The organism is Promicromonospora sp. NPDC050262, assembly GCF_040655935.1.
Taxonomy (GTDB): domain Bacteria; phylum Actinomycetota; class Actinomycetes; order Actinomycetales; family Cellulomonadaceae; genus Promicromonospora.
In genome coordinates, this window is sequence record NZ_JBFAKX010000014.1 from 62662 (window position 1) to 81322 (window position 18661).

The 18661-nt window shown below is 73.0% G+C and carries 20 protein-coding genes; 11 read left to right on the forward strand and 9 right to left on the reverse strand.

Going from position 1 to position 18661, the window contains the following annotated elements:
• Nucleotides 1-41 precede the first annotated feature (41 nt).
• Nucleotides 42-668 carry a phosphoserine phosphatase SerB gene (gene serB / locus AB0I29_RS19990; protein ID WP_285106794.1) on the forward strand — a complete coding sequence of 209 codons (627 nt, stop codon included), beginning with the start codon at nt 42-44 and terminating at the stop codon, nt 666-668.
• A gap of 117 nt (nt 669-785) precedes the next feature.
• Here serB and AB0I29_RS19995 read toward each other — a convergent pair whose 3' ends face one another.
• From AB0I29_RS19995 to fabG, 3 genes are all read right to left on the reverse strand, one after another.
• Nucleotides 786-1325, reverse strand: coding sequence for a histidine phosphatase family protein (locus AB0I29_RS19995; RefSeq protein WP_285106793.1), 540 nt, complete (start codon nt 1323-1325; stop codon nt 786-788).
• 17 nt (nt 1326-1342) lie between these two features.
• On the reverse strand, nt 1343-2113 hold the full coding sequence (gene fabI / locus AB0I29_RS20000; protein WP_020013108.1) for an enoyl-ACP reductase FabI: 771 nt from the start codon (nt 2111-2113) through the stop codon (nt 1343-1345).
• Nucleotides 2114-2273: 160 nt separating this feature from the next.
• Nucleotides 2274-3011, reverse strand: a complete 738-nt coding sequence (gene fabG, locus AB0I29_RS20005; RefSeq protein WP_285107072.1) for a 3-oxoacyl-ACP reductase FabG — start codon at nt 3009-3011, stop codon at nt 2274-2276.
• A gap of 263 nt (nt 3012-3274) precedes the next feature.
• Between fabG and AB0I29_RS20010 the strand changes: the two genes are divergently transcribed.
• From AB0I29_RS20010 to AB0I29_RS20020, 3 genes are read left to right on the forward strand one after another with little or no spacing between them, the layout of a single operon-like run.
• Nucleotides 3275-3688 carry a DUF3099 domain-containing protein gene (locus AB0I29_RS20010; protein ID WP_285106791.1) on the forward strand — a complete coding sequence of 138 codons (414 nt, stop codon included), beginning with the start codon at nt 3275-3277 and terminating at the stop codon, nt 3686-3688.
• Nucleotides 3688-3939: a hypothetical protein gene (locus tag AB0I29_RS20015; RefSeq protein ID WP_285106789.1), complete on the forward strand. Its 252-nt coding sequence runs from the start codon at nt 3688-3690 to the stop codon at nt 3937-3939. The genes AB0I29_RS20010 and AB0I29_RS20015 overlap by 1 nt, the downstream gene beginning before the upstream one ends.
• On the forward strand, nt 3936-4883 hold the full coding sequence (locus tag AB0I29_RS20020) for an SURF1 family protein (RefSeq protein WP_357484788.1): 948 nt from the start codon (nt 3936-3938) through the stop codon (nt 4881-4883). The genes AB0I29_RS20015 and AB0I29_RS20020 overlap by 4 nt, the downstream gene beginning before the upstream one ends.
• Nucleotides 4884-4949: 66 nt before the next feature.
• Here AB0I29_RS20020 and AB0I29_RS20025 read toward each other — a convergent pair whose 3' ends face one another.
• Nucleotides 4950-6548, reverse strand: coding sequence for an ABC-F family ATP-binding cassette domain-containing protein (locus tag AB0I29_RS20025; protein WP_285106786.1), 1599 nt, complete (start codon nt 6546-6548; stop codon nt 4950-4952).
• Nucleotides 6549-6675: 127 nt separating this feature from the next.
• On the opposite strand from AB0I29_RS20025, the gene AB0I29_RS20030 reads away from it, so the two are divergent.
• Complete coding sequence (locus AB0I29_RS20030) at nt 6676-7923, forward strand: MFS transporter (protein ID WP_357484792.1); 1248 nt, start codon at nt 6676-6678, stop codon at nt 7921-7923.
• Between the two features lie 54 nt (nt 7924-7977).
• Nucleotides 7978-8634: a hypothetical protein gene (locus AB0I29_RS20035; RefSeq protein WP_357484795.1), complete on the forward strand. Its 657-nt coding sequence runs from the start codon at nt 7978-7980 to the stop codon at nt 8632-8634.
• A 42-nt stretch (nt 8635-8676) separates the two neighbouring features.
• On the opposite strand, the gene thrS is transcribed toward AB0I29_RS20035, so the two are convergent.
• From thrS to AB0I29_RS20055, 4 genes are all read right to left on the reverse strand, one after another.
• The gene (thrS, locus tag AB0I29_RS20040; RefSeq protein WP_357484798.1) at nt 8677-10002 is read right to left on the reverse strand and encodes a threonine--tRNA ligase; all 1326 of its coding nucleotides are present in this window, start codon (nt 10000-10002) and stop codon (nt 8677-8679) included.
• Nucleotides 10003-10165: 163 nt separating this feature from the next.
• Entirely contained in the window at nt 10166-11053 is an 888-nt protein-coding gene (locus tag AB0I29_RS20045) for a neutral zinc metallopeptidase (RefSeq protein ID WP_357484802.1), read from the reverse strand.
• A 47-nt stretch (nt 11054-11100) separates the two neighbouring features.
• Nucleotides 11101-12531 carry a serine hydrolase domain-containing protein gene (locus AB0I29_RS20050; RefSeq protein ID WP_357484805.1) on the reverse strand — a complete coding sequence of 477 codons (1431 nt, stop codon included), beginning with the start codon at nt 12529-12531 and terminating at the stop codon, nt 11101-11103.
• A 17-nt stretch (nt 12532-12548) separates the two neighbouring features.
• Nucleotides 12549-13193, reverse strand: coding sequence for a DedA family protein (locus tag AB0I29_RS20055; protein WP_357484808.1), 645 nt, complete (start codon nt 13191-13193; stop codon nt 12549-12551).
• A 127-nt stretch (nt 13194-13320) separates the two neighbouring features.
• Here AB0I29_RS20055 and AB0I29_RS20060 point away from each other — a divergent pair, with 127 nt between their 5' ends.
• The 4 genes from AB0I29_RS20060 (at nt 13321) to AB0I29_RS20075 (ending at nt 16378) form a co-directional block, all read left to right on the forward strand.
• The gene (locus tag AB0I29_RS20060) at nt 13321-14496 is read left to right on the forward strand and encodes a histidine kinase (protein WP_357484811.1); all 1176 of its coding nucleotides are present in this window, start codon (nt 13321-13323) and stop codon (nt 14494-14496) included.
• A complete protein-coding gene (locus AB0I29_RS20065; RefSeq protein WP_350224598.1) occupies nt 14496-15125 on the forward strand; it encodes a response regulator transcription factor in 630 nt (209 codons plus the stop codon). The genes AB0I29_RS20060 and AB0I29_RS20065 overlap by 1 nt, the downstream gene beginning before the upstream one ends.
• Before the next feature lie 70 nt (nt 15126-15195).
• The gene (locus AB0I29_RS20070; protein WP_357484814.1) at nt 15196-15465 is read left to right on the forward strand and encodes a DUF1905 domain-containing protein; all 270 of its coding nucleotides are present in this window, start codon (nt 15196-15198) and stop codon (nt 15463-15465) included.
• A 16-nt stretch (nt 15466-15481) separates the two neighbouring features.
• Nucleotides 15482-16378: a hypothetical protein gene (locus tag AB0I29_RS20075; protein ID WP_357484817.1), complete on the forward strand. Its 897-nt coding sequence runs from the start codon at nt 15482-15484 to the stop codon at nt 16376-16378.
• A gap of 4 nt (nt 16379-16382) precedes the next feature.
• Here AB0I29_RS20075 and AB0I29_RS20080 read toward each other — a convergent pair whose 3' ends face one another.
• Nucleotides 16383-16712 (reverse strand): hypothetical protein, encoded by a 330-nt coding sequence (locus AB0I29_RS20080; RefSeq protein WP_357484820.1) that lies wholly within the window; start codon nt 16710-16712, stop codon nt 16383-16385.
• A 132-nt stretch (nt 16713-16844) separates the two neighbouring features.
• Here AB0I29_RS20080 and argS point away from each other — a divergent pair, with 132 nt between their 5' ends.
• The gene (gene argS, locus AB0I29_RS20085) at nt 16845-18629 is read left to right on the forward strand and encodes an arginine--tRNA ligase (RefSeq protein ID WP_357484823.1); all 1785 of its coding nucleotides are present in this window, start codon (nt 16845-16847) and stop codon (nt 18627-18629) included.
• Nucleotides 18630-18661 lie beyond the last annotated feature (32 nt).

Sequence of the window (18661 nt, forward strand, 5' to 3'; positions counted from 1 at the left end):
TGCGACGGCGGCCCGGGGAGACCCGGGCCTCCGGCACACTGGTGAGCGTGAAGCGACTCATCGTGTCCGACGCCGACTCCACGTTCTTTCGCCAGGAGGTCATCGAGCTCATCGCCGAGCACGCGGGCACCCGCGACGAGGTGGCGGCCGTGACCGAGCGTGCGATGCGGGGCGAGCTCGACTTCGCCGGGTCGCTGCGGGAGCGGGTGGCGACGCTGGCCGGCGTGCCCGTCGAGGCGCTGGAGAAGGTGCGCGCGGCGGTCGAGCTGATGCCTGGCGCCCGGGAGCTCGTGGCCGAGTGCCAGGCGCGCGGCTGGGCGTTCGGGCTGGTCTCGGGCGGGTTCGAGGAGGTCGCCGGGCCGATCGCACGGGAGCTCGGGATCGAGCTCGTGCGGGCCAACCGGCTCGAGGTCGCCGACGGTGTGCTGACCGGCCGCACCGTGGGCCCCGTCATCGACCGGGCCGCCAAGGCCGCGACGCTGCGCGAGTGGGCCGCGCAGGTCGGTGTTCCGCTGGAGCAGACGGTCGCCGTGGGCGACGGCGCGAACGATCTCGACATGATCGGCGTCGCCGGCGTCGGTGTGGCCTTCAACGCCAAGCCGGTCGTCCGCGACCAGGCCCCCCACGTGATCGAGGACCGCCTGGACAACCTGCTGGCCCTCCTCTGAGACCACCGAAGCCCCCGTTGAGTGCGGGATATTCGCCCTTCTGGCACACAGAAAAGGGCGAATATCCCGCACTCAACGGGGGCTTTCGGGTGGGGCAGGTGGGGCGAGTGCGGCGGGTCAGGCCGGGCGCGTGACCTCCGTCAGGCGGGCCGTCTTGCGGTCCCAGTCCGCCCAGGCCAGGTCGGCCTCCAGCACCGAGTAGGTCGCCGTCGGGACGCCGACGCGCACCTGCGCGAGGGCGCCGTCCTCCGAGCCGGGACCGGCCAGGAGCTCGGCCGTGCCCGCCATCGCGGGCTCGTGACCGATCACCAGGACGGTCCGCGCCGCCGGGTCCAGCTCACGCACCAGCGCGAGGACGCCGCGCGGCATGGCACCGAGCAGGTCGTCGGTGAAGGCCACCGACGGCTCGCCCAGGTGCTTGCGCACGAGGTCCCAGGTCTGCCGCGTCCGCAGCGCCCCGGAGACGAGGACGGCGTCGGGCACGAGGCCGGACGCGACCAGCGCCGCGCCGACCTTCCCTGCCTGGTCCCGGCCACGCAGGGCGAGTGGCCGCGACTCGTCGGGAAGTTCCGACGCCGGCTCCGCCTTCGCGTGCCGGAGCAACACCAGACGCCGTGACGGCGTCGTGGTGGGCTCCGCGCCCGACGCTCTGCCCATCAGTGCCTCCTGCCCATCTATTGGCCCATGGCGTGCACGCCGCCGTCGACGTGCACGATCTCGCCTGTCGTTGCCGGGAACCAGTCGGACAGCAGGGCGGCCACGGCGCGCGCGGCCGGCTCTGCGGTGGTCTGGTCCCAGCCGAGCGGGGCTCGCGTCGGCCAGGCGTCCTCCATCGTCGCGAAGCCCGGGATGGACTTGGCGGCGGTGGTCCGGATGGGCCCAGCCGAGACGAGGTTGCAGCGGATTCCCTCAGGGCCGAGGTCGCGCGCCAGGTAGCGGTTCGCGGACTCCAGACCGGCCTTGGCCACGCCCATCCAGTCGTAGACGGGCCAGGCGAACTGCGCGTCGAACGTCAGGCCGACGACGGCGCCGCCGTCGGTCATCAGCGGCTTGGCGGCCACCGCGATCGACTTGTACGAGAATGTGGAGACGTGCAGCGCGGTGGCGACGTCCTCCCAGGTGCCCGACAGGAAGTTGCCGCCCATGACGGACTGCGGCGCGAACCCGATCGAGTGCACCACGCCGTCGAGCCGCTCGAAGCCCTCCGCGCGCACGGCGTCCGCGAGCGCGTCGAGGTTCTCCTGGCTGGTGGCGTCCAGCTCCACGACCGGCGCCTCGACGGGGAGACGCTTGGAGAAGGCCTGGGTCAGCTTCATCTGCCGTCCGAAGGACGAGAGCACGACCTCCGCGCCCTCCTCCTGGGCGAGCCGGGCGGCGTGGAATGCGATCGACGAGTCCGTCAGCACGCCCGTGACGAGCAGCTTCTTACCTTCGAGGAGACCCATGTTGTCCTTCCGATCAGGCGCAGGCGTGCCGGAGCAACCCCTGTGCTGGGTGCGAGCGTAATGCGGATTGCTGCGCGGGACGAAACTCCGCGCCGTTCTCGATGCCGAGAGTGTTGGATATGTACGGGCGAAACCGCAGGCAGCGGCGTCAGACTACGGGTCAGTGCCCCATGCCGAGGCCACCGTCGACGGGGATGACGGCACCCGTGACGTAGCCGGCGGAGTCGGACGCGACGAAGGAGACCACGGAGGCCACCTCGTCCGGCGTGGCGAACCGGCCGGCCGGGATCGACTTCAGGTAGCCGTTGCGCACGTCCTCGGACAGCGCGGCCGTCATGTCGGTCTCGACGTACCCGGGGGCGACGACGTTCGCGGTGATGCCGCGCGTCCCGAGCTCGCGGGTGATCGAGCGGGCCATGCCGACCAGGGCCGCCTTCGACGACGAGTAGTTGACCTGGCCGGGGCCGCCGGACAGGCCCACGATCGAGCCGAGCAGCACGATGCGGCCCTTCCGGGCCCGGATCATGCCCTTCGACGCGCGGCGCACGCAGCGGAACGTGCCCTTGAGGTTCACGTCGATGACGGTCTCGAACTCCTCGTCGCTCATGCGCATGAGGAGCTGGTCCTTGGTCACGCCGGCGTTGGCCACGAGCACCTCGACCGGGCCCATGTCGGCCTCGATGGCGGCGAACGCGGCGTCGACGGCCGCGGTGTCGGTGACGTCCGCCACGTAGGGCTCCACGCCCTTGGGCAGCTCGCCGCCGCGGTAGATCGTGGCGACGCGGTCGCCGTCGGCGACGAACCGCTCCGCGATGGCGCGGCCGATGCCGCGTGCGGCACCCGTCACGACGACGACACGGCCGGTCGGACCTGCGGCAATGCTCTGAGTGGCGGGCATGGTGGTCACCTGAAGCTCCTCGATGCTGGGCTTTGCGCAAAAGGGCCGCGCGAGGCTGGGGCCGCGGCCGGTACCTGGGTCGATCCGGGTCCGCTGCGACGCTACCCCGCGCGTCGCACGGGCGCCGCGCGCGCCGGGCCACAGGGATGGACCGGACCTTGTCGGTTTTCTACAACAACTCCGAGCGTATCCGGCGCGAGCCGGGTCGTGTGAGGTGCGTCGGCATCGTGTCCGACGGCGTCCGACGCACGTAGACTGGCAGGATGAGCGAGCCGGTTCCCTCCATCACCTCGGCCCCCGAGCCGCTGGCGGTGGACCAGGCGCGCCGCACGCGCAGCTACCTCATCCAGATGTCCATCCGTGTGGTCTGCATCATCGGCGCCGTGCTGGTCGACGGCTGGATCCGCTGGGCCCTGGTGGCCGCCGCGGTGGTGCTTCCGTACTCCGCGGTGCTGATCGCCAACGCCGGGCGGGACCACACGACGCACGACACCTCCCCCGTCACGCCGCAGGCGGCCCCGATGCTCGAGGAGCTGCCCGAGGACGCGCCCCCGGCCGCACGCCAGGGCGGGCAGGGCGGCCCGGCGGACGACCGTCCCGACGACAAGGGCACCGACGACGGGACCGGACGGCTGAGCTACGGCTCGGGCCGCGTGATCAACCACGTGGACGACTGATGGACGTGCTGGGACTGACGGGCGCGACGCCCGACGCCGTTCCCGACGGCGAGCTGATCTGCAGCGCCAAGGGCTGCCGCGACGAGGCCGTGTGGGGCCTGCTCTGGAACAACCCGAAGCTGCACACGCCGCAGCGGCGCAAGGTGTGGCTCGCGTGCGACGAGCACCGGGAGCACCTCGAGCAGTTCCTGGGGGCGCGGTCCTTCTGGAAGCAGACCGTTCCGGTGACGGAACTGGACCGGGCCTCGTGAGCCAGGCGTCCGTGGCCGAGCGCCCCCAGTCGCCCGACGACCCGCGCGGACCGCGCACGACCCGCCAGTGGGTGATCCTGGCGGTGGCCGCCGTGGTGCTGGCCGCACTGTGCCTGGTCGCCGGACGCTGGCAATGGAACCGCTACGAGTCCCGCGAGGTCGAGATCGACCTCATCGAGAACAACTGGTCGGCGCCCGCGGTGCCCGCGGACGAGATCCTGCCCGGACCGGGTGCGGTGGTGCCGGACTCCGACGTCTGGCGCCCGGTCGAGCTCGAGGGCCACTACGTCACGGACGCGACCGTGCTGCTGCGCAACCGGCCGGTCGCGGGCCGCAACGGGTATCACGTGCTGGTGCCGTTCGAGGCGCGCCTGCCGAACGGCCAGGACATAGTGATGGTCGTCAACCGCGGCACGGTGCCGCTCGGCCGTGACGCGAGAGGCCCGGACGCCGTCCCCGACCCGCCCTCGGGCACGGTGACCGTCGTGGTGTCCCTGCGCGCCGACGAGCCGCCGTCGGACCGTGGCGCGCAGCCGGGCCAGGTCCAGGCGATCTCGACGGCCCAGGTGCTCGACGCCGGGCCCGACGGACCCGGCTGGGCCGAGGGCCGCACCGTCGGGGCGTACGGCGCGCTCCGGTCGGAGCAACCCGCTGCCGACGTGGCGCTGGCGAGCCTGCCCAAGCCGGACACCGACCCGGGGTCGCACCTCTCGTACGCGTTCCAGTGGGCCATCTTCGCGCTCGGCGCCGTGGGTGGGTACGTGGTGCTGTGGCGCCGTGAGCGCGGGGCGCTGCGCGGCGAGAACGTGTCCGCGGGCGACCTGCTGCTGGCCTCCGGCGAGGCGTCCGACGGCGAGGGCGTGCGGGCGCGCAGGCCGGCCCGCGAGCGCCGTCCGACCGCCGAGGACGAGGAAGACGCGCTGATCGAGTCACAGCTGCGCTGAGGGCGGTCGACGAGGCGCGACGGCGGACGCCGTCCCGTGCGCCGGAGCCCTCCCCGGGGGGCAGCGTCAGGCCAGGGAGACGAGCTCCTGGTAGCTGTCGTTCCAGAGGTCCTCGTCGCCGTCGGGCAGCAGCAGCACGCGCTCGGGCTCCAGGGCCTCGACGGCGCCGTCGTCGTGGGTCACCATCACGACCGCGCCCTCGTACGTCTTGAGTGCCCCGAGGATCTCGGCCCGGGAGGCGGGGTCGAGGTTGTTCGTCGGCTCGTCGAGCAGCAGGACGTTCGCGCCGGAGACCACGATCGTCGCCAGCGCCAGACGCGTCTTCTCGCCGCCGGACAGCACGTGGGCGGGTTTCTCGGCGTCGTCCCCGCTGAACAGGAACGAGCCGAGCACCGAGCGGACCTGCGTGTCCGTCAGGTCGGGCGCGGCGTGCCGCAGGTTCTCGACGACGGTCGCGTCCATGTCGAGCGTGTCGTGCTCCTGGGCGTAGTAGCCGAGCTTGAGCCCGTGCCCGGGCTCGACCTCGCCGGTGTCCGGGGCCTCGACGCCCGCGAGGATGCGCAGCAGCGTCGTCTTGCCGGCACCGTTGAAACCGAGCACCACGACGCGCGACCCACGGTCGATCGCCAGGTCCACGCCTGCGAACACCTCCTGGGAGCCGTACGCCTTGGACAGCCCGCTCGCGGTGAGCGGCGTGCGCCCGCAGGGCGCCGGCGTCGGGAACCGGAGCTTGGCCACGCGGTCGGCGGCGCGCTCGTTCTCCAGGCCGCCGAGCATCTTCTCGGCGCGCTTGATCATGTTCTGCGCGGCGGTCGCCTTGGTCGCCTTGGCGCGCATCTTCTCGGCCTGGGCGAGCAGCGTGCCCGCCTTCTTCTCGGCGTTGGCCCGCTCGCGCCGACGACGCCGCTCGTCCGTCTCGCGCTGCTCCAGGTAGGTGTCCCAGCCCATGTTGTACTGGTCGAGCTCACCCCGGTTGGCGTCCAGGTGGAACACCTTGTTCACCGTGGCGCGCAGCAGGTCGACGTCGTGGCTGATCACGATGAACCCGCCGTTGTACGCCCTGAGGTAGTCGCGCAGCCAGATGATCGAGTCGGCGTCGAGGTGGTTGGTGGGCTCGTCCAGCAGCAGCGTCTCGACGCCGCTGAACAGGATGCGCGCCAGCTCGATCCGGCGGCGCTGACCGCCGGAGAGGGTGCTCAGGGGCTGGCCCAGCACGCGCTCGTCCAGGCCGAGGTTGGCCGTGATGATCTGCGCCTCGGACTCGGCGGCGTACCCGCCGGCCGCGAGGAACCGCGCCTCCAGCTTGGGGTACCGCTCCAGCGCTGCCGCCTGCGTGTCCGGGTCGGCCGACGCCATCTCGCCCTCGGTCTCGCGCATCTGCGTGATGACCCGGTCGAGGTTGCGCGCCGAGAGCACGCGGTTCATCGCGAGGACCTCGAGGTCGCCCGTGCGCGGGTCCTGGGGCAGGTAGCCGATGTCGGTGCCGCGCACGATCTGCCCGCCCGTGGGCTGGGTCTCGCCCGCGAGGGTCTTGGTCAGCGTGGTCTTGCCGGCGCCGTTGCGGCCGACCAGGCCGATCCGGTCGCCCGAGGCGACCCGGAAGGTGGCCTCGCTCAGCAGCACGCGCGCGCCGACGCGCAGCTCGACGCCATGGGCAGTGATCACGCAGGTGTTCCTCACGGTCAGGGGGATGGTGGCAGGGTGGATCGGCCCACGGCGGCGGGGGCCGGACCAGTCTAGGGGGTGCGGGTCCGGCAACGGGCAGGTCGCGACGAATGTCACCATGGAGCCCATGCCCGCACCCAGCTCCCGGCCCGCCGCCTGGCAGCCCGGCGACGTCCGCGACGCGGCCGGCGGCCTGTTCGCGCTGGCCCTCGCCACGTTCGTCGCCGTCACCACCGAGCTGGTCCCGGTAGGCCTGCTCCCCCTGATCAGCGACGACCTCGCCGTCTCCGAGTCGGTGGCGGGCCTCCTGGTCACCGCGTACGCGTTCATGGTCGCGGCGCTCGCCCTGCCGCTGACGTCGGCGACGCGCCGGCTGCCGCGCAAGACCGTGCTGCTCGGCACCCTCGCCGTCTACACGGCGAGCAACGTGATCGTCGCGCTCGCCCCCACCTTCGCGGTCGTCGCCGGGGCCCGGGCGCTCGGCGGGGCGGCGCACGCCGTCTTCTTCTCGGTGAGCATCGGGTACGCGTCGCGCCTGGTGCGGCCGCACCTCGCGGGACGGGCCCTGGCGCTCGTCACCCTGGGCGCGTCGGCCGGGTTCATCCTGGGCGTCCCGCTGTCGACGTCGCTGGGCACCGCCGTCGGCTGGCGCGACGCGTTCCTCGTCCTGACGGGCGTGTGCGCCGTCGCGGGCGTGCTCACGGCCCTCCTGCTGCCCTCCGTCCCAGGCGGCGGCGCTCCCCCGGACGACGCCGCCCGCGGCGCCCGGCGTACCGCGCTCGCCCAGGTCACCACGGCCAACGCGCTGGCCTACCTCGGCCACTTCACCGTCTACACCTACGTGTCCGTGCTGCTCCTGGCCGCCGGGCTCGCCACCGCGGCGCTCGGCCCCGCGCTGCTGCTGATCGGGGCGCTCGGGCTCATCGGGGCCGCGTTCGCCGCCACGCGGCTCGACGTCCGGCCCCGGCAGACCACGGTGATCACCCTGTCCGTCGTCGCGTGCGGTGTGCTCGCCCTCGGGATCGTGTTCCCGGCGACGGTGGGCACGCTCGTCGCCGCGGCCGTGTGGAGCATCGGCTTCGGCGCCGTCGCCGCCGTCTTCCAGACCGCGGCGATCCGGACGCGCGGGGCCTCGCCCGACGTCGTCGGGGCGCTGGTGAACGCGACGGCGAACATCGGCATCGGCGGCGGCGCGGCGCTCGGCGCGCTCGTGCTCGACGGCGCGGGCGTCGCCGCCGTCCCCTACACCGGTGCGGTGCTCGTGGTCGCCGCGCTGGTCGTGGTGCTGGTGGCGCGCAAGGCGTTCCCGGGAGGTGCGGCGGCCGACGCCGAGGACGCCCGGCACGGGAGCAGGGGCGAGACCAAGGACGAGTGATCGCTTCACCGCCAGGACGCGCGCGTACGGCAACGCGGACGTAACGTCCGCCCCATGGGCACTGAGACCTCCAGCGTTCCAGTCACCGTCGCCGACGCTCTGCCGCACCTGCGCGCGGGCCGTCTGACGGGCGGTGACGACCTCACGGCCAACCGGCCGGCGAAGCACCTGATCGCGCGGCGCCGCACGTACTTCCGGCAGCACGCCGTGGCCGTGCTGCGAGGCCGGCTGACCCGCAACCCCGACGCCCACCACCGCGAGATGCGGCACCGGATCACCGGGGCCCGCGCCGCCGCGGACGAGCTCTGGAAGCTCGTGGCCCGGCGCCCGGTCTGGCGGGTGCTGCAGTCCGTCCAGTCCGACGGCGGCGCCCTGGAGCTCGACCAGCTCGTCATCGGGCCCGGGGGCGTCTTCACCATCCACACGATCTACCGGCCCGCGCACGAGGTCACCGCCGAGGCCGCCTGGAACGAGGCGCGCCGCGCCCAGGAGATCCTGCGCCGGGCCACGCGCGTGCCGATCACGGTGCAGCCGGTCATCGTGTTCGTGCGCACCAAGGAACCCCGTGTCGAGGGCTCGCGCGAGGGCGTCGAGGTGCTGACGGCCCGGGAGCTCGTGCCCTGGCTCGAGAAGCACCGGCCGGTGCTCACCGACCGCGAGCTGGAGATCGTCCACCTGGCGGCACGCGACCGGCGGACCTGGGCGCGGTGACAGGCCGGCGACGCGCCGCCGGGACCGCGGGCCCGGCGACGCTCACAGGCTGACCCGCGGCACGCGCCTGCGGGCCGCCTCGGCCAGGCGGTCGCCCAGCTCGGCGAGCGGCACCGAGGCCCTGGCGCCCGACGCCGGATCGGTCACCGCCAGCGCACCCGCCGCCACCTCGCGCGCGCCCAGCACGCCGAGCAGCGCGTCCCGCCGCTGCCGGGCCTTGCGGATCCGGCTGCCCAGCGACCCCTCCCGCTCCACCCGGACCCGCAGGCCGCGGGCCCTCAGGTCCGCGGCGAGATCGTCGACGAGCTGGTCGGGGGCGTCCGGCAGTGGCAGCAGGCAGACCTGCACGGGCGCGAGCCAGAACGGGAGCCGTCCGCCGTGCCGTTCCAGGAGGAACGCGACCATCCGCTCCATCGCGCCGACGGTGCCGCGGTGGATCATCACGACCCGCTCGCGCTCGCCGGACGCCGCGACGTAGGTCAGGTCGAACCGCTCGGGCTGGTTGAAGTCGAGCTGGACGGTGGCGAGGGTCTCCTCGTGGCCGCGCGCGTCGAGCACCTGGACGTCGATCTTGGGGCCGTAGAACGCCGCCTCACCGGCCTCGGCGTGCCACGGCAGGCCGGCGGGCGAGGCGACGTCGTCGAGCACCGCGCGCAGCGCCTCCTCTGCCGCGGCCCACCGCTCGGGCGCGCCGAGCCACCGCTCGGAGGTGTCCCGGCCGGACAGGCGCAGGTACGCCACCTCGATGCCCAGGGTGTCGAGCACCTCCAGGACGGCGGCCAGCGCGGTGCGCACCTCGGCCCCGACCTGGTCGGGACGGCAGAAGACGTGTGCGTCGTCCAGGTTGATCTGCCGTACCCGGCTCAGCCCCGACAGCACCCCCGACCGCTCGGCGCGGAACATCGACGCGAGCTCCGAGTACCGCACGGGCAGGTCGCGGTACGAGCGCGGCTCGGACGCATAGATCTGCGCGTGGTGCGGGCAGTTGGCGGGGCGCAGCACGAGGGGGTCGGCGTCCGCGTCCGGGCTGCCGTCGAGGTCGGGAGCCGAGCCCGAGCTGTCAGCGTTCCCGCCCAGGTACATCGGCGGGAACATGTCGTCCGCGAACTTGGCCCAGTGGCCCGAGCGCTCGTACAGCGACCGCTTGCCGAGCACCGGCGAGTACACGGGTTCGCAGCCGGTGCGCAGCGCGACCTCGCGCGCGTACTGCTCCAGCTCGTACCGGATCGCCGCGCCGGCGGGCAGCCACAGCGGCAGGCCGGGCCCGACCAGCGGGCTGGTGTCGAAGATCCGCATGTCGCGGCCGAGGGCACGGTGGTCGAGGACGGCGGGTGCCTGAGACCGCTGGTTCGGTGCGGGGGCGTTCATGACGGTGCTCCTTCGATGGTGGAGCCGCCCCGGTGCCGTCGTCGTGCACGGCAAAGGCCCCGGAGCGAGCTCCGGGGCCTGGGTGCTGAAAGCAGGTCAGCGCGCGCCGGAGGGGTCCGGCGTCGTCGTGCGTGCGCTGAGGTGCATGCCGCCCACCGTAACCTCAGAGGGTGCGCGCGTCCAGGGCGTTGCAGTCCTGGATCGTGCCGCCGTCGTAGCCGATCGAGAACCACCGCACGCGCTGCTGGCTGGAGCCGTGCGAGAACGCCTCGGGGTTCACGTCGCCGCCGGAGCGGCGCTGGATGTTGTCGTCGCCCACGGCCGCGGCGGCGGACAGCGCCTGCTCCAGCTCCGCCTGCGAGATGGGCTGAAGGAACGGAACGCCCGTGTCCGGGTCCTCGGTGGTCGCGGCGTTGCCGGCCCACATCCCGGCGAGGCAGTCCGCCATGAGCTCGATGCGCACGGAGTCCGACTCGGGGCCGGTGCCCGACCGGTCGGCCCGCTCGAACAGCCCGAGCTGGTTCTCGATGTGGTGCCCGAACTCGTGCGCCGTCACGTACATCTCCGCCAGCGGCCCGCCCTCGGCGCCGAACTGGCTGGAGAGCTGGTCGTAGAACGAGAGGTCCTCGTACACGGTCGTGTCGGCCGGGCAGTAGAACGGCCCCGTGGCCGACGTCGCGGAACCGCAGCCGGTGTCGACCGCACCGGTGAAGCTGACGACCTCGGGCAGCTCGTACTCCACGCCGCCCTGCTCCGGGAGCGTCTCGGCCCAGTAGACGTCCAGCGAGTCCACGGCGGCGTTGAGCCGGCACTCGGGGTCGGCGTTCGCCTGCTCGGCGGTGCACGCGCCGATGTAGCCCTGCTCGCCGCCGCCCCCGCTGTCGGTGGTGGTCCCGAGGATGTCGGCCGGACTGTTGCCGGTCAGCACCATGTACAGGAGCGCGATGACGAGCGCCGCACCGCCGCCGACACCCGCGCCGACGGCGCCCCGGCGCCCGCCGCCCTTGCGGACCCGGCCGCCCTCGAACTGCCCGCCCTCGCTGAAAGTCACCTGACAACGCTACCGCGAGGCGGGGGTCACCACCCCGTCGTCCGGCGCTACCCGGCCGTGCGGCTCCGGTACTGCTCGATCGGCCAGGACGTCATCGCGCCGATGCGGACCGAGACGATCTCTCCGTCGGCGTCGCGGTCCGTCTGGACCGGCTCGCCCACCGTGCCGAACCCGGCGACCGGCTCCTGCACCAGCCGGCCGTCGGACACGACCAGCCGCTGCGCGACCTCGGCGGGCTCGGCGGCGCGCACGTTGATCGTGTGCAGGATCCCGCCGAGGTCCACGACGTCGGCCACGCCCCACAGGTTGGCGAACCGCCCGACGGGCGCGTCCGCAGGGACTCCCGGCGCCGGGTCGCCGCCCTTGCCGGAGGCACCCGCGACGACCCCGCCGGCCGCCACCTCGTCCGCCGCCGCGAGCGCCAGGTTGATCAGCTGGATCACGCCGTTGGCGATCTGCCCGGCGGTGCCGTCGACGGCGTTGGTCAGGGCGGAGACCACGATCCCGTCCACGGGGTCGATCCAGGTGCGGGTGATGTGCCCCGGGTAGCCGCCGGAGTGGCCGACGACCTCGCGGTCCCCGACCTTGCCGACCTCGATGCCGACGCCGTAGCGGCCGAGCTCCTTGCCGCGCACCGCGACCCGGGACTCGTCGCGCTGCATGATGCGCTTGCTGGCGTCGCTGATCAGGGTCGTGTCGCCGTACACGTGCGCGGCGCCGTAGCGGACCATCTCCGTCGCCGTGGAGTACCAGCCGGTCGCCGCGGCCATCGCACGGGTGTCGACGTGCGGGATGACCCGGCGTGCGTCGCCGTGGGCGATCCGCCCGGTGTGGCCGGCGGCGTACTCGGCGGCACGGGCGGGGTCCAGCTCGGTCCCGGTCCGCGTCAGGCCCAGCGGCTCGACGACGGCGACGCGTGCCACCTCGTCGTACGTCTTGCCCGTGACCTGCTCGATGATGATCCCGAGCAGGCTGTACCCGATGTTCGTGTACTTGAAGTGCTCGTTCGGCTCGAACACGACGCCCTCGGCGCGCACGCACTCCAGCACCTCGGCGCGGTCGAGGAAGGGCCGGTGGTGCTGCCAGAAGTCGCCGTCGGAGGAGTCGCGGATGATCCCGGCCTGGTGGCCGAGCAGCTCCCGGACGGTGACGCCGGCGGCGCGCGAGCCGTCCAGCTCCGGCACGAGGTCGCCCACCCGGTCGTCGAGCCGCAGCTCGCCGCGCTCCACGAGCTGCATCACCATGACGCCGGTGAACGTCTTGGAGTGCGACGCGACACGGAACAGGTGGTCGCTGGTGAGGTCCTCCCCCGTCTCGACGTCGGCCTTGCCCCAGGCGAGGTCGACGAACACCTCGCCGCGGCGTCCGACGGCGAGCTGCAGGCCGGGGATGCCGTGGTACGCGGCCTGGAACGAGGCCCAGTCGGCGAGGTAGGGGGCGATGGAGCGGAGGGTCTGGGCGGTGCGGTCGTCAGTCACGGTTGCATCATGCCCGATCAGCGCTGGCGGGCATGGCGCGGCCGGTCCGGGTTGCGCAGCGTCTTGACCAGCCACCACACGATCAGCAGGACGGCCACGACGATGACGACCTTCTGGAACACGCCGACGCTCTCCTCGACGATGTGCCACTGGTCCCCCAGCAGGTAGCCGGCGCCGACCAGCAGGGTGTTCCACACGCCCGAGCCGAGCGTCGTGAACAGCAGGAAGCGTGACAACGGCATGCGCTCCACACCGGCCGGGATGGAGATGAGGCTGCGCACGATCGGGATGACGCGGCCGATGAGCACCGCCCAGTCGCCGTGCCGGTTGAACCAGGTCTCCGCCTTGTCGACGTCCTCCAGCTTCACGAGCGGCATCCGGTCGACGATGCTGCGCAGGCGGTCCCGCCCGAGCCACGCGCCGAGCCCGTACAGGAGGAGCGCACCGACCACCGACCCCGCCGTGGTCCAGACGAGCACGTGCCACAGCACGAGGGTGCCCTGCGCCGCTGTAAAGCCTGCCAGCGGCAGGATCACCTCGCTCGGAAGGGGCGGGAAGAGGTTCTCGAGGGCGATCGCTACGCCTGCGCCCGGTGCGCCGAGGGTCTCCATGAGCCCGACGGCCCAGTCGGCGACGGTCGTGGCGAAGCTTTGTGTCGTCATGCCCCTACGCTATTCGGCCGCGGAGGGTCGGCGGACTGTGGTAGTCCGTCACAGCGTGGGGGTATGCCGCAGGTGACGTGTGGTTTTCCGCAGTCCGCCCGGCCGCCGCCGTCCCTATCCTGGCGAGGTGAACCCAGCCCCCGCCGCTCGACACAGCACCCCCGCACGGGTGATGTGGGGTGCTGCCCTCGGCGCCGTCACCTGGCCGGCCGACCTGTTCTGCGCGGTGCTGGCGCTCGTGACGGCCGGCCGCCCGGCGCCACCCGGGCCGGTTCGTGCCGTGGTCGCGTGGCACCGCCGGCGCGCGGTCCGGTTCTTCGACTGGTCCGACGACGGCGCCCCGCTCACCTCCTGGCGCGCCCCCGCGTACCTCGCGCTGCGCGTCGGCATGAGCTCGCTGAGCCTGCTGGTGCTGGGGCTGCTGGCGTACGGCGTGTTCGGTGTGGTCGTGAGCCTGGCGTCCTGGCTGTTCGACGTGCGCCTCACCGTGGACGCGGCGGTCCAGGGCGACGGTCTCTCCACGTGGGACGTGATCGTCCTGGTGCCCATCGGCGCGATCCTGCTGTACCTGGACCTCATGGGACTGTTCGGGGTGGGCCTGCTGGACCGGTGGACCGCCGCCCGGTGGTTGTCGCCGAGCCGCAGCGAACGCCTGGCGGCACAGGTCGAGGAGCTGACGGTCAGTCGCGCGGACCTGCTGTCGGCGCTCGACGCGGAACGCGGCCGTATCGAGCGGGACCTGCACGACGGCGTGCAGCAGCGCGCCGTGGCCCTCGGGCTGCTGGTCAACCGGGCACGGCGGCTGGCCGGGCCCGGTTCGGCGGGCTCCCTGCTGCTGGAGCAGGCGGGGCGCGAGGCGGAGCAGCTGGTGACCGACCTGCGCGACGTCGCCTGGCGGGTACGACCCACCACGCTGGACACGCACGGGCTGGAGCCGGTGCTGCGACAGCTCGTGTCGCACACCGCGGTGCCGACGGCATTGGACTGGGCGGTCCCGGTGCGGCTGCCGGCCGCGGTGGAGACGACGGTGTACTACGTGGTGGCGGAGGCGCTGACGAACGTGGCGAAGCACTCGGGGGCCGCGGGGGCACGGGTGACGGTGCGCCTCGCCGACGACACGAACCCGGAGGCCGACATCGTGCGCGTGGTGATCAGCGACGACGGCGGGGGCGGCGCAGCACCCCGCCCTGGCCACGGGCTCGCCGGGCTGGCCGGCCGTGCGGCCGCCGCGGGTGGCGCACTGACCATCGAAAGCCCGGTGGGCGGCCCCACACGGATCGAGGTGACGCTGCCGTGCGCGTGATGCTGGCCGAGGACTCCACCCTGCTGCGGGAAGGTATCCGCAGCCTCCTGGCGGACGAGGGCCACGACGTCGTCGCTGCCTACGGCTCCGCGGAGGGCCTGCTGAACCGGCTGGCGGCCGAGCGACCCGACGTCGTCGTGCTGGACGTCCGCATGCCGCCGACCCACACCGACGAGGGCGTGCGAGCGGCGGCCACGATCCGGGAGCGCTGGCCGGACGTCGGCATCCTCGTGCTCTCGCAGTATGTCGAGCGGCAGTTCACGCAGGTGCTGCTGGGCGAGGACGCACGCGCCGTCGGCTACCTGCTCAAGGACCGCGTGATGGGCGTGGACGACTTCCTGGAGGCTCTCGACCGGGTGCGGTCCGGGGGCCTGGTGCTGGACCCCGAGGTGGTGGGGCAGCTGTTCCGGGACACGTCGCACCGGCTCGGGATGCTGAGCGAGCGAGAGCGGGAGGTGCTGGCACTGATGGCCGAGGGGCGGACCAACGCGGGGATCGCCCGAGCGCTGTTCATCTCGACCTCGGCGGTGGAGAAGCACTCGAACGCTATCTTCGACAAGCTCGAGCTGGTGGCGGCGGACGGGTACAACCGGCGGGTGCTGGCGATCCTGCGGTGGCTGGAGTCGTGACCGCTGGCGGTCTCGCGACGCCGTGCCATCGTGGAACCTCATCGACGGCTGGCGAACGGACGGTACCGGGATGCACGAGCAGTTCACCGCGACCCTGCAGAAGGGCCCGGACAAGGGCGGCTGGACCTACGTCGTGTGGCCGGGGTCCGTCGACTTCTTCGGCACGCGCGGCCTGGTCAAGGTACGGGGCACGATCGACGGCCACCCGTTCCGGAGCTCGTTCATGGCGTTGGGCGACGGCACCCACAAGCTGCCCGTGAAGGCCGACGTGCGCAGGGCGATCGGCAAGGAGGAGGGCGATGACGTGACCGTCGTGCTTCAGGAGCGGCTGGAGGGCTAGGCCCTATCCTCGCCTCGTGCCCCTGCCCGAGACCGTAGCCCGGCGCCTGGTCCAGGTGCGCCTCCTGCTGGAGCGCGACGATGGCCTGGCGATGAACCACCAGGTCTGGGGACCAGCAGTCGACCTGCCAACCGGCGTTCACCCCGATCACGCCGACCTGCTCCGGGTCGCCAACGGCTTCGTGCTCGGCGTCGTCCGGCTGAACGAGGGGCCTTTGCTGTCGGGGTACGACCCGTTCGCCGGACTCGCCCTGGGGCAGGACCCGCCGCCGGGTACCTGGCACGTGGTCGGCGACGTGAACGACGTCGACCTGCTCGTCGTGAACGACGACGACAGCTCCGTGTGGCTGGTCGACGGCGAACCCGGCGGCCACTGGAGTGACGGGACCGCGTTCCGCCGGCTCACCGACGATCTCGCCACGTTCGTCGACGACTTCGTGCTGGGCGCCCGGTACCAGGACCTCACCGCGACCCCGGATGACGACTGGGCCGACATCACCGGCAGGCTGGACGACCTGCAGCCGCTCGTGGACTACGTCCGCTTCCAGGCGAGCGAACCGAACCGCCGTATGTCCTACCCGGGTGTCTTCGCACTGGCGAACGGCCTCGCGCACTCCGGGCGGCTGTCGGCGGCGGACCGTGCCTGGTGGCGCACGCACAACGACCTCATGAACGCGGCTTACGCGGACCCGGCATCCGTCACCCCGAGCGTCTACGACCGCGACCGGCACCCCGGTGCGCGCGCGTTCTTCCGCGCCGACGCGCTCGAGCTGCTCGACCTCACTCGTGGTTACCTGGACCTGCTCGACCGGTACGGCGTCGGCTGGCGCGAGATCCGGACCATCGATCCAGGCCGCATCCTGTACGCGGACGACGCCCAGGTCGTCGCCGAGCCCTGGCGGAGCGCCTGCTGACCCGTCACGGGTCAGTCCGTGTCGTGCGCAACCACTCCGCGATCACGGCCAGGTCGGCAGCAGCAACTCCGTACGCCGAGTCCACCCGGTGCAGGAGCGCCGCTCCCGGGTGCTCGTCCGCGACCCACAACCGGTCGGCGTCCCCGATCACGTCATCCACCCACACGAACGGCCGCCCGGCCGCGCTCCGGACCAGCGCCCTCGTCTTCCACTGCAAGCTGTCGTCCCCGATGTCACCGGAGTAGGCGGGCAGTTCTGCGACCGGTAGACGCGGCAGGCCGAGCAGGGGCGAGATCACGTCGTTCGCGGCGTCCATCCATGCCGTCGCCCACACCAGGTCGCACCCCCGCCATCCGGCCCGCGTAATACATCGGGACGACGCCGTCGGCGATCCCTAGACTGACCCGACCCGCCCACCCCAGGGCCGGGCCCACCACCCCACACACCCCACGAGGAGAAGCCCCGCGTGTCCCACGTCGTCGCGATCAAGGACCAGGTGGAGGCGGCCGTCCGGGCCGCCCTGACCGAGGTGCTCCCGGCCGAGCTGGCCGGCACCGACCCGGTGGTCCGACGATCCGACCGCGCCGACTTCCAGGCGAACGGACCGCTCGCCGTCGCCAAGCGCGTGGGACGCGCCCCGCGCGACCTCGCCACGGCCACGGCCGACCGCCTCGGCGGCTCCGTCGCCGAGGCCAAGGCCGAGGGCGTCGCCAACGCCGCCGTCACCGCCGAGGTCTCCGGCCCCGGCTTCCTCAACCTCACCGTCCCGGCCGCCACCCTCTGGCGGCAGGTCGCCGCGCGCCTCGCCGACGAGAGTCTGGGCATCGCCACGACGCACGACGGCGAGCGCACCGTCATCGACTACTCCGCGCCCAACGTGGCCAAGGAGATGCACGTGGGCCACCTGCGCTCCACGATCATCGGCGACACCCTGGCCCGCGTCCTGGCGCACCTCGGCGCGACCGTGATCCGCCAGAACCACGTGGGCGACTGGGGTACCCAGTTCGGCATGCTCATCCAGTTCATCGACGAGCACCCCGAGCGGACCTGGCAGGGCGAGGCCTCCATGTCCGCCCTGGACGCGCTCTACCGCGCGGCCCGGGCCGCGTTCGACACAGACCCTGGCTTCGCCGACCGCGCCCGGGCCCGTGTCGTCCTGCTCCAGTCCGGTGACGAAGCCACGCTCTCGACCTGGCGCGAGCTCGTCGCCGAGTCCGAGGCCGCCTTCCAGGCCGTCTACGACCGCCTCGGCATCCTGCTCACCCCGGCCGACGCCGACGGCGAGTCCCGCTACAACGCCGACCTCCGGGGCGTCGTCGACGAGCTCGTGGCCCAGGGCATCGCCGTCGACTCCGACGGCGCCCTGTGCGCCTTCACCGACGGCGTCGTCGGACCCGACGGCGATCCCGTCCCGCTCATCGTGCGCAAGAAGGACGGCGGATTCGGCTACGCCGCCACCGACCTCGCCACGGTGCGCCTGCGCGTCGAGGAGTACCACGCCACCCGCATCCTCTACGTCGTCGACGCGCGGCAGGCGCTGCACTTCCGGATGGTCTTCGACGTCGCCCGCCGCGCCGGCTGGCTGCCCGACGACGTCGCCGCGACCCACGTCCCGTTCGGCACCGTGCTGGGCGCTGACGGCAAGCCGTTCAAGACGCGCGACGGCGGGACGGTGCGCCTCGACGACCTGCTGGACCAGGCCGTCGAGCGGGCCCGCGCGGAGCTGGCCGAGAAGGACCACGGGCTCACGCCGGAGGAGTTCGAGCGTGTGGCGCAGGCGGCGGGCATCGGCGCGGTGAAGTACGCCGACCTGTCGAACACGCGCACCAAGGACTACGTCTTCGACGTCGACCGCATGGTGGCGCTGAACGGCAACACCGGCGTCTACCTCCAGTACGCGTACGCGCGCGTCCGCTCGATCCTGCGCAAGGCGGCCGACGCCGGGGTCGAGCTCGGCCGGCCGGTCGACCCGACCCTCCCCCTGCACCCGGCCGAACGGGCGCTGGCCCTCACGCTGGACGAGCTCGCGGCGACGCTCGACGACGTCGCCGTCACGCTCGAACCGCACCGCCTCGCCGGCTACCTGTTCGACCTGGCCCGCGCGTACACCGAGTTCTACGACCGGTGCCCGGTCCTCCGGGCCGACGACGACGCCGTCCGCGCAGGCCGTCTGGCCCTGTGCGAGCTGACGGGCCGCACCCTGGCGACCGGGCTCGACCTGCTGGGTCTCGCCGCGCCCGACCGGATGTGACGGCGCCCGCCCCGTCCCACCACGGGTCGGGG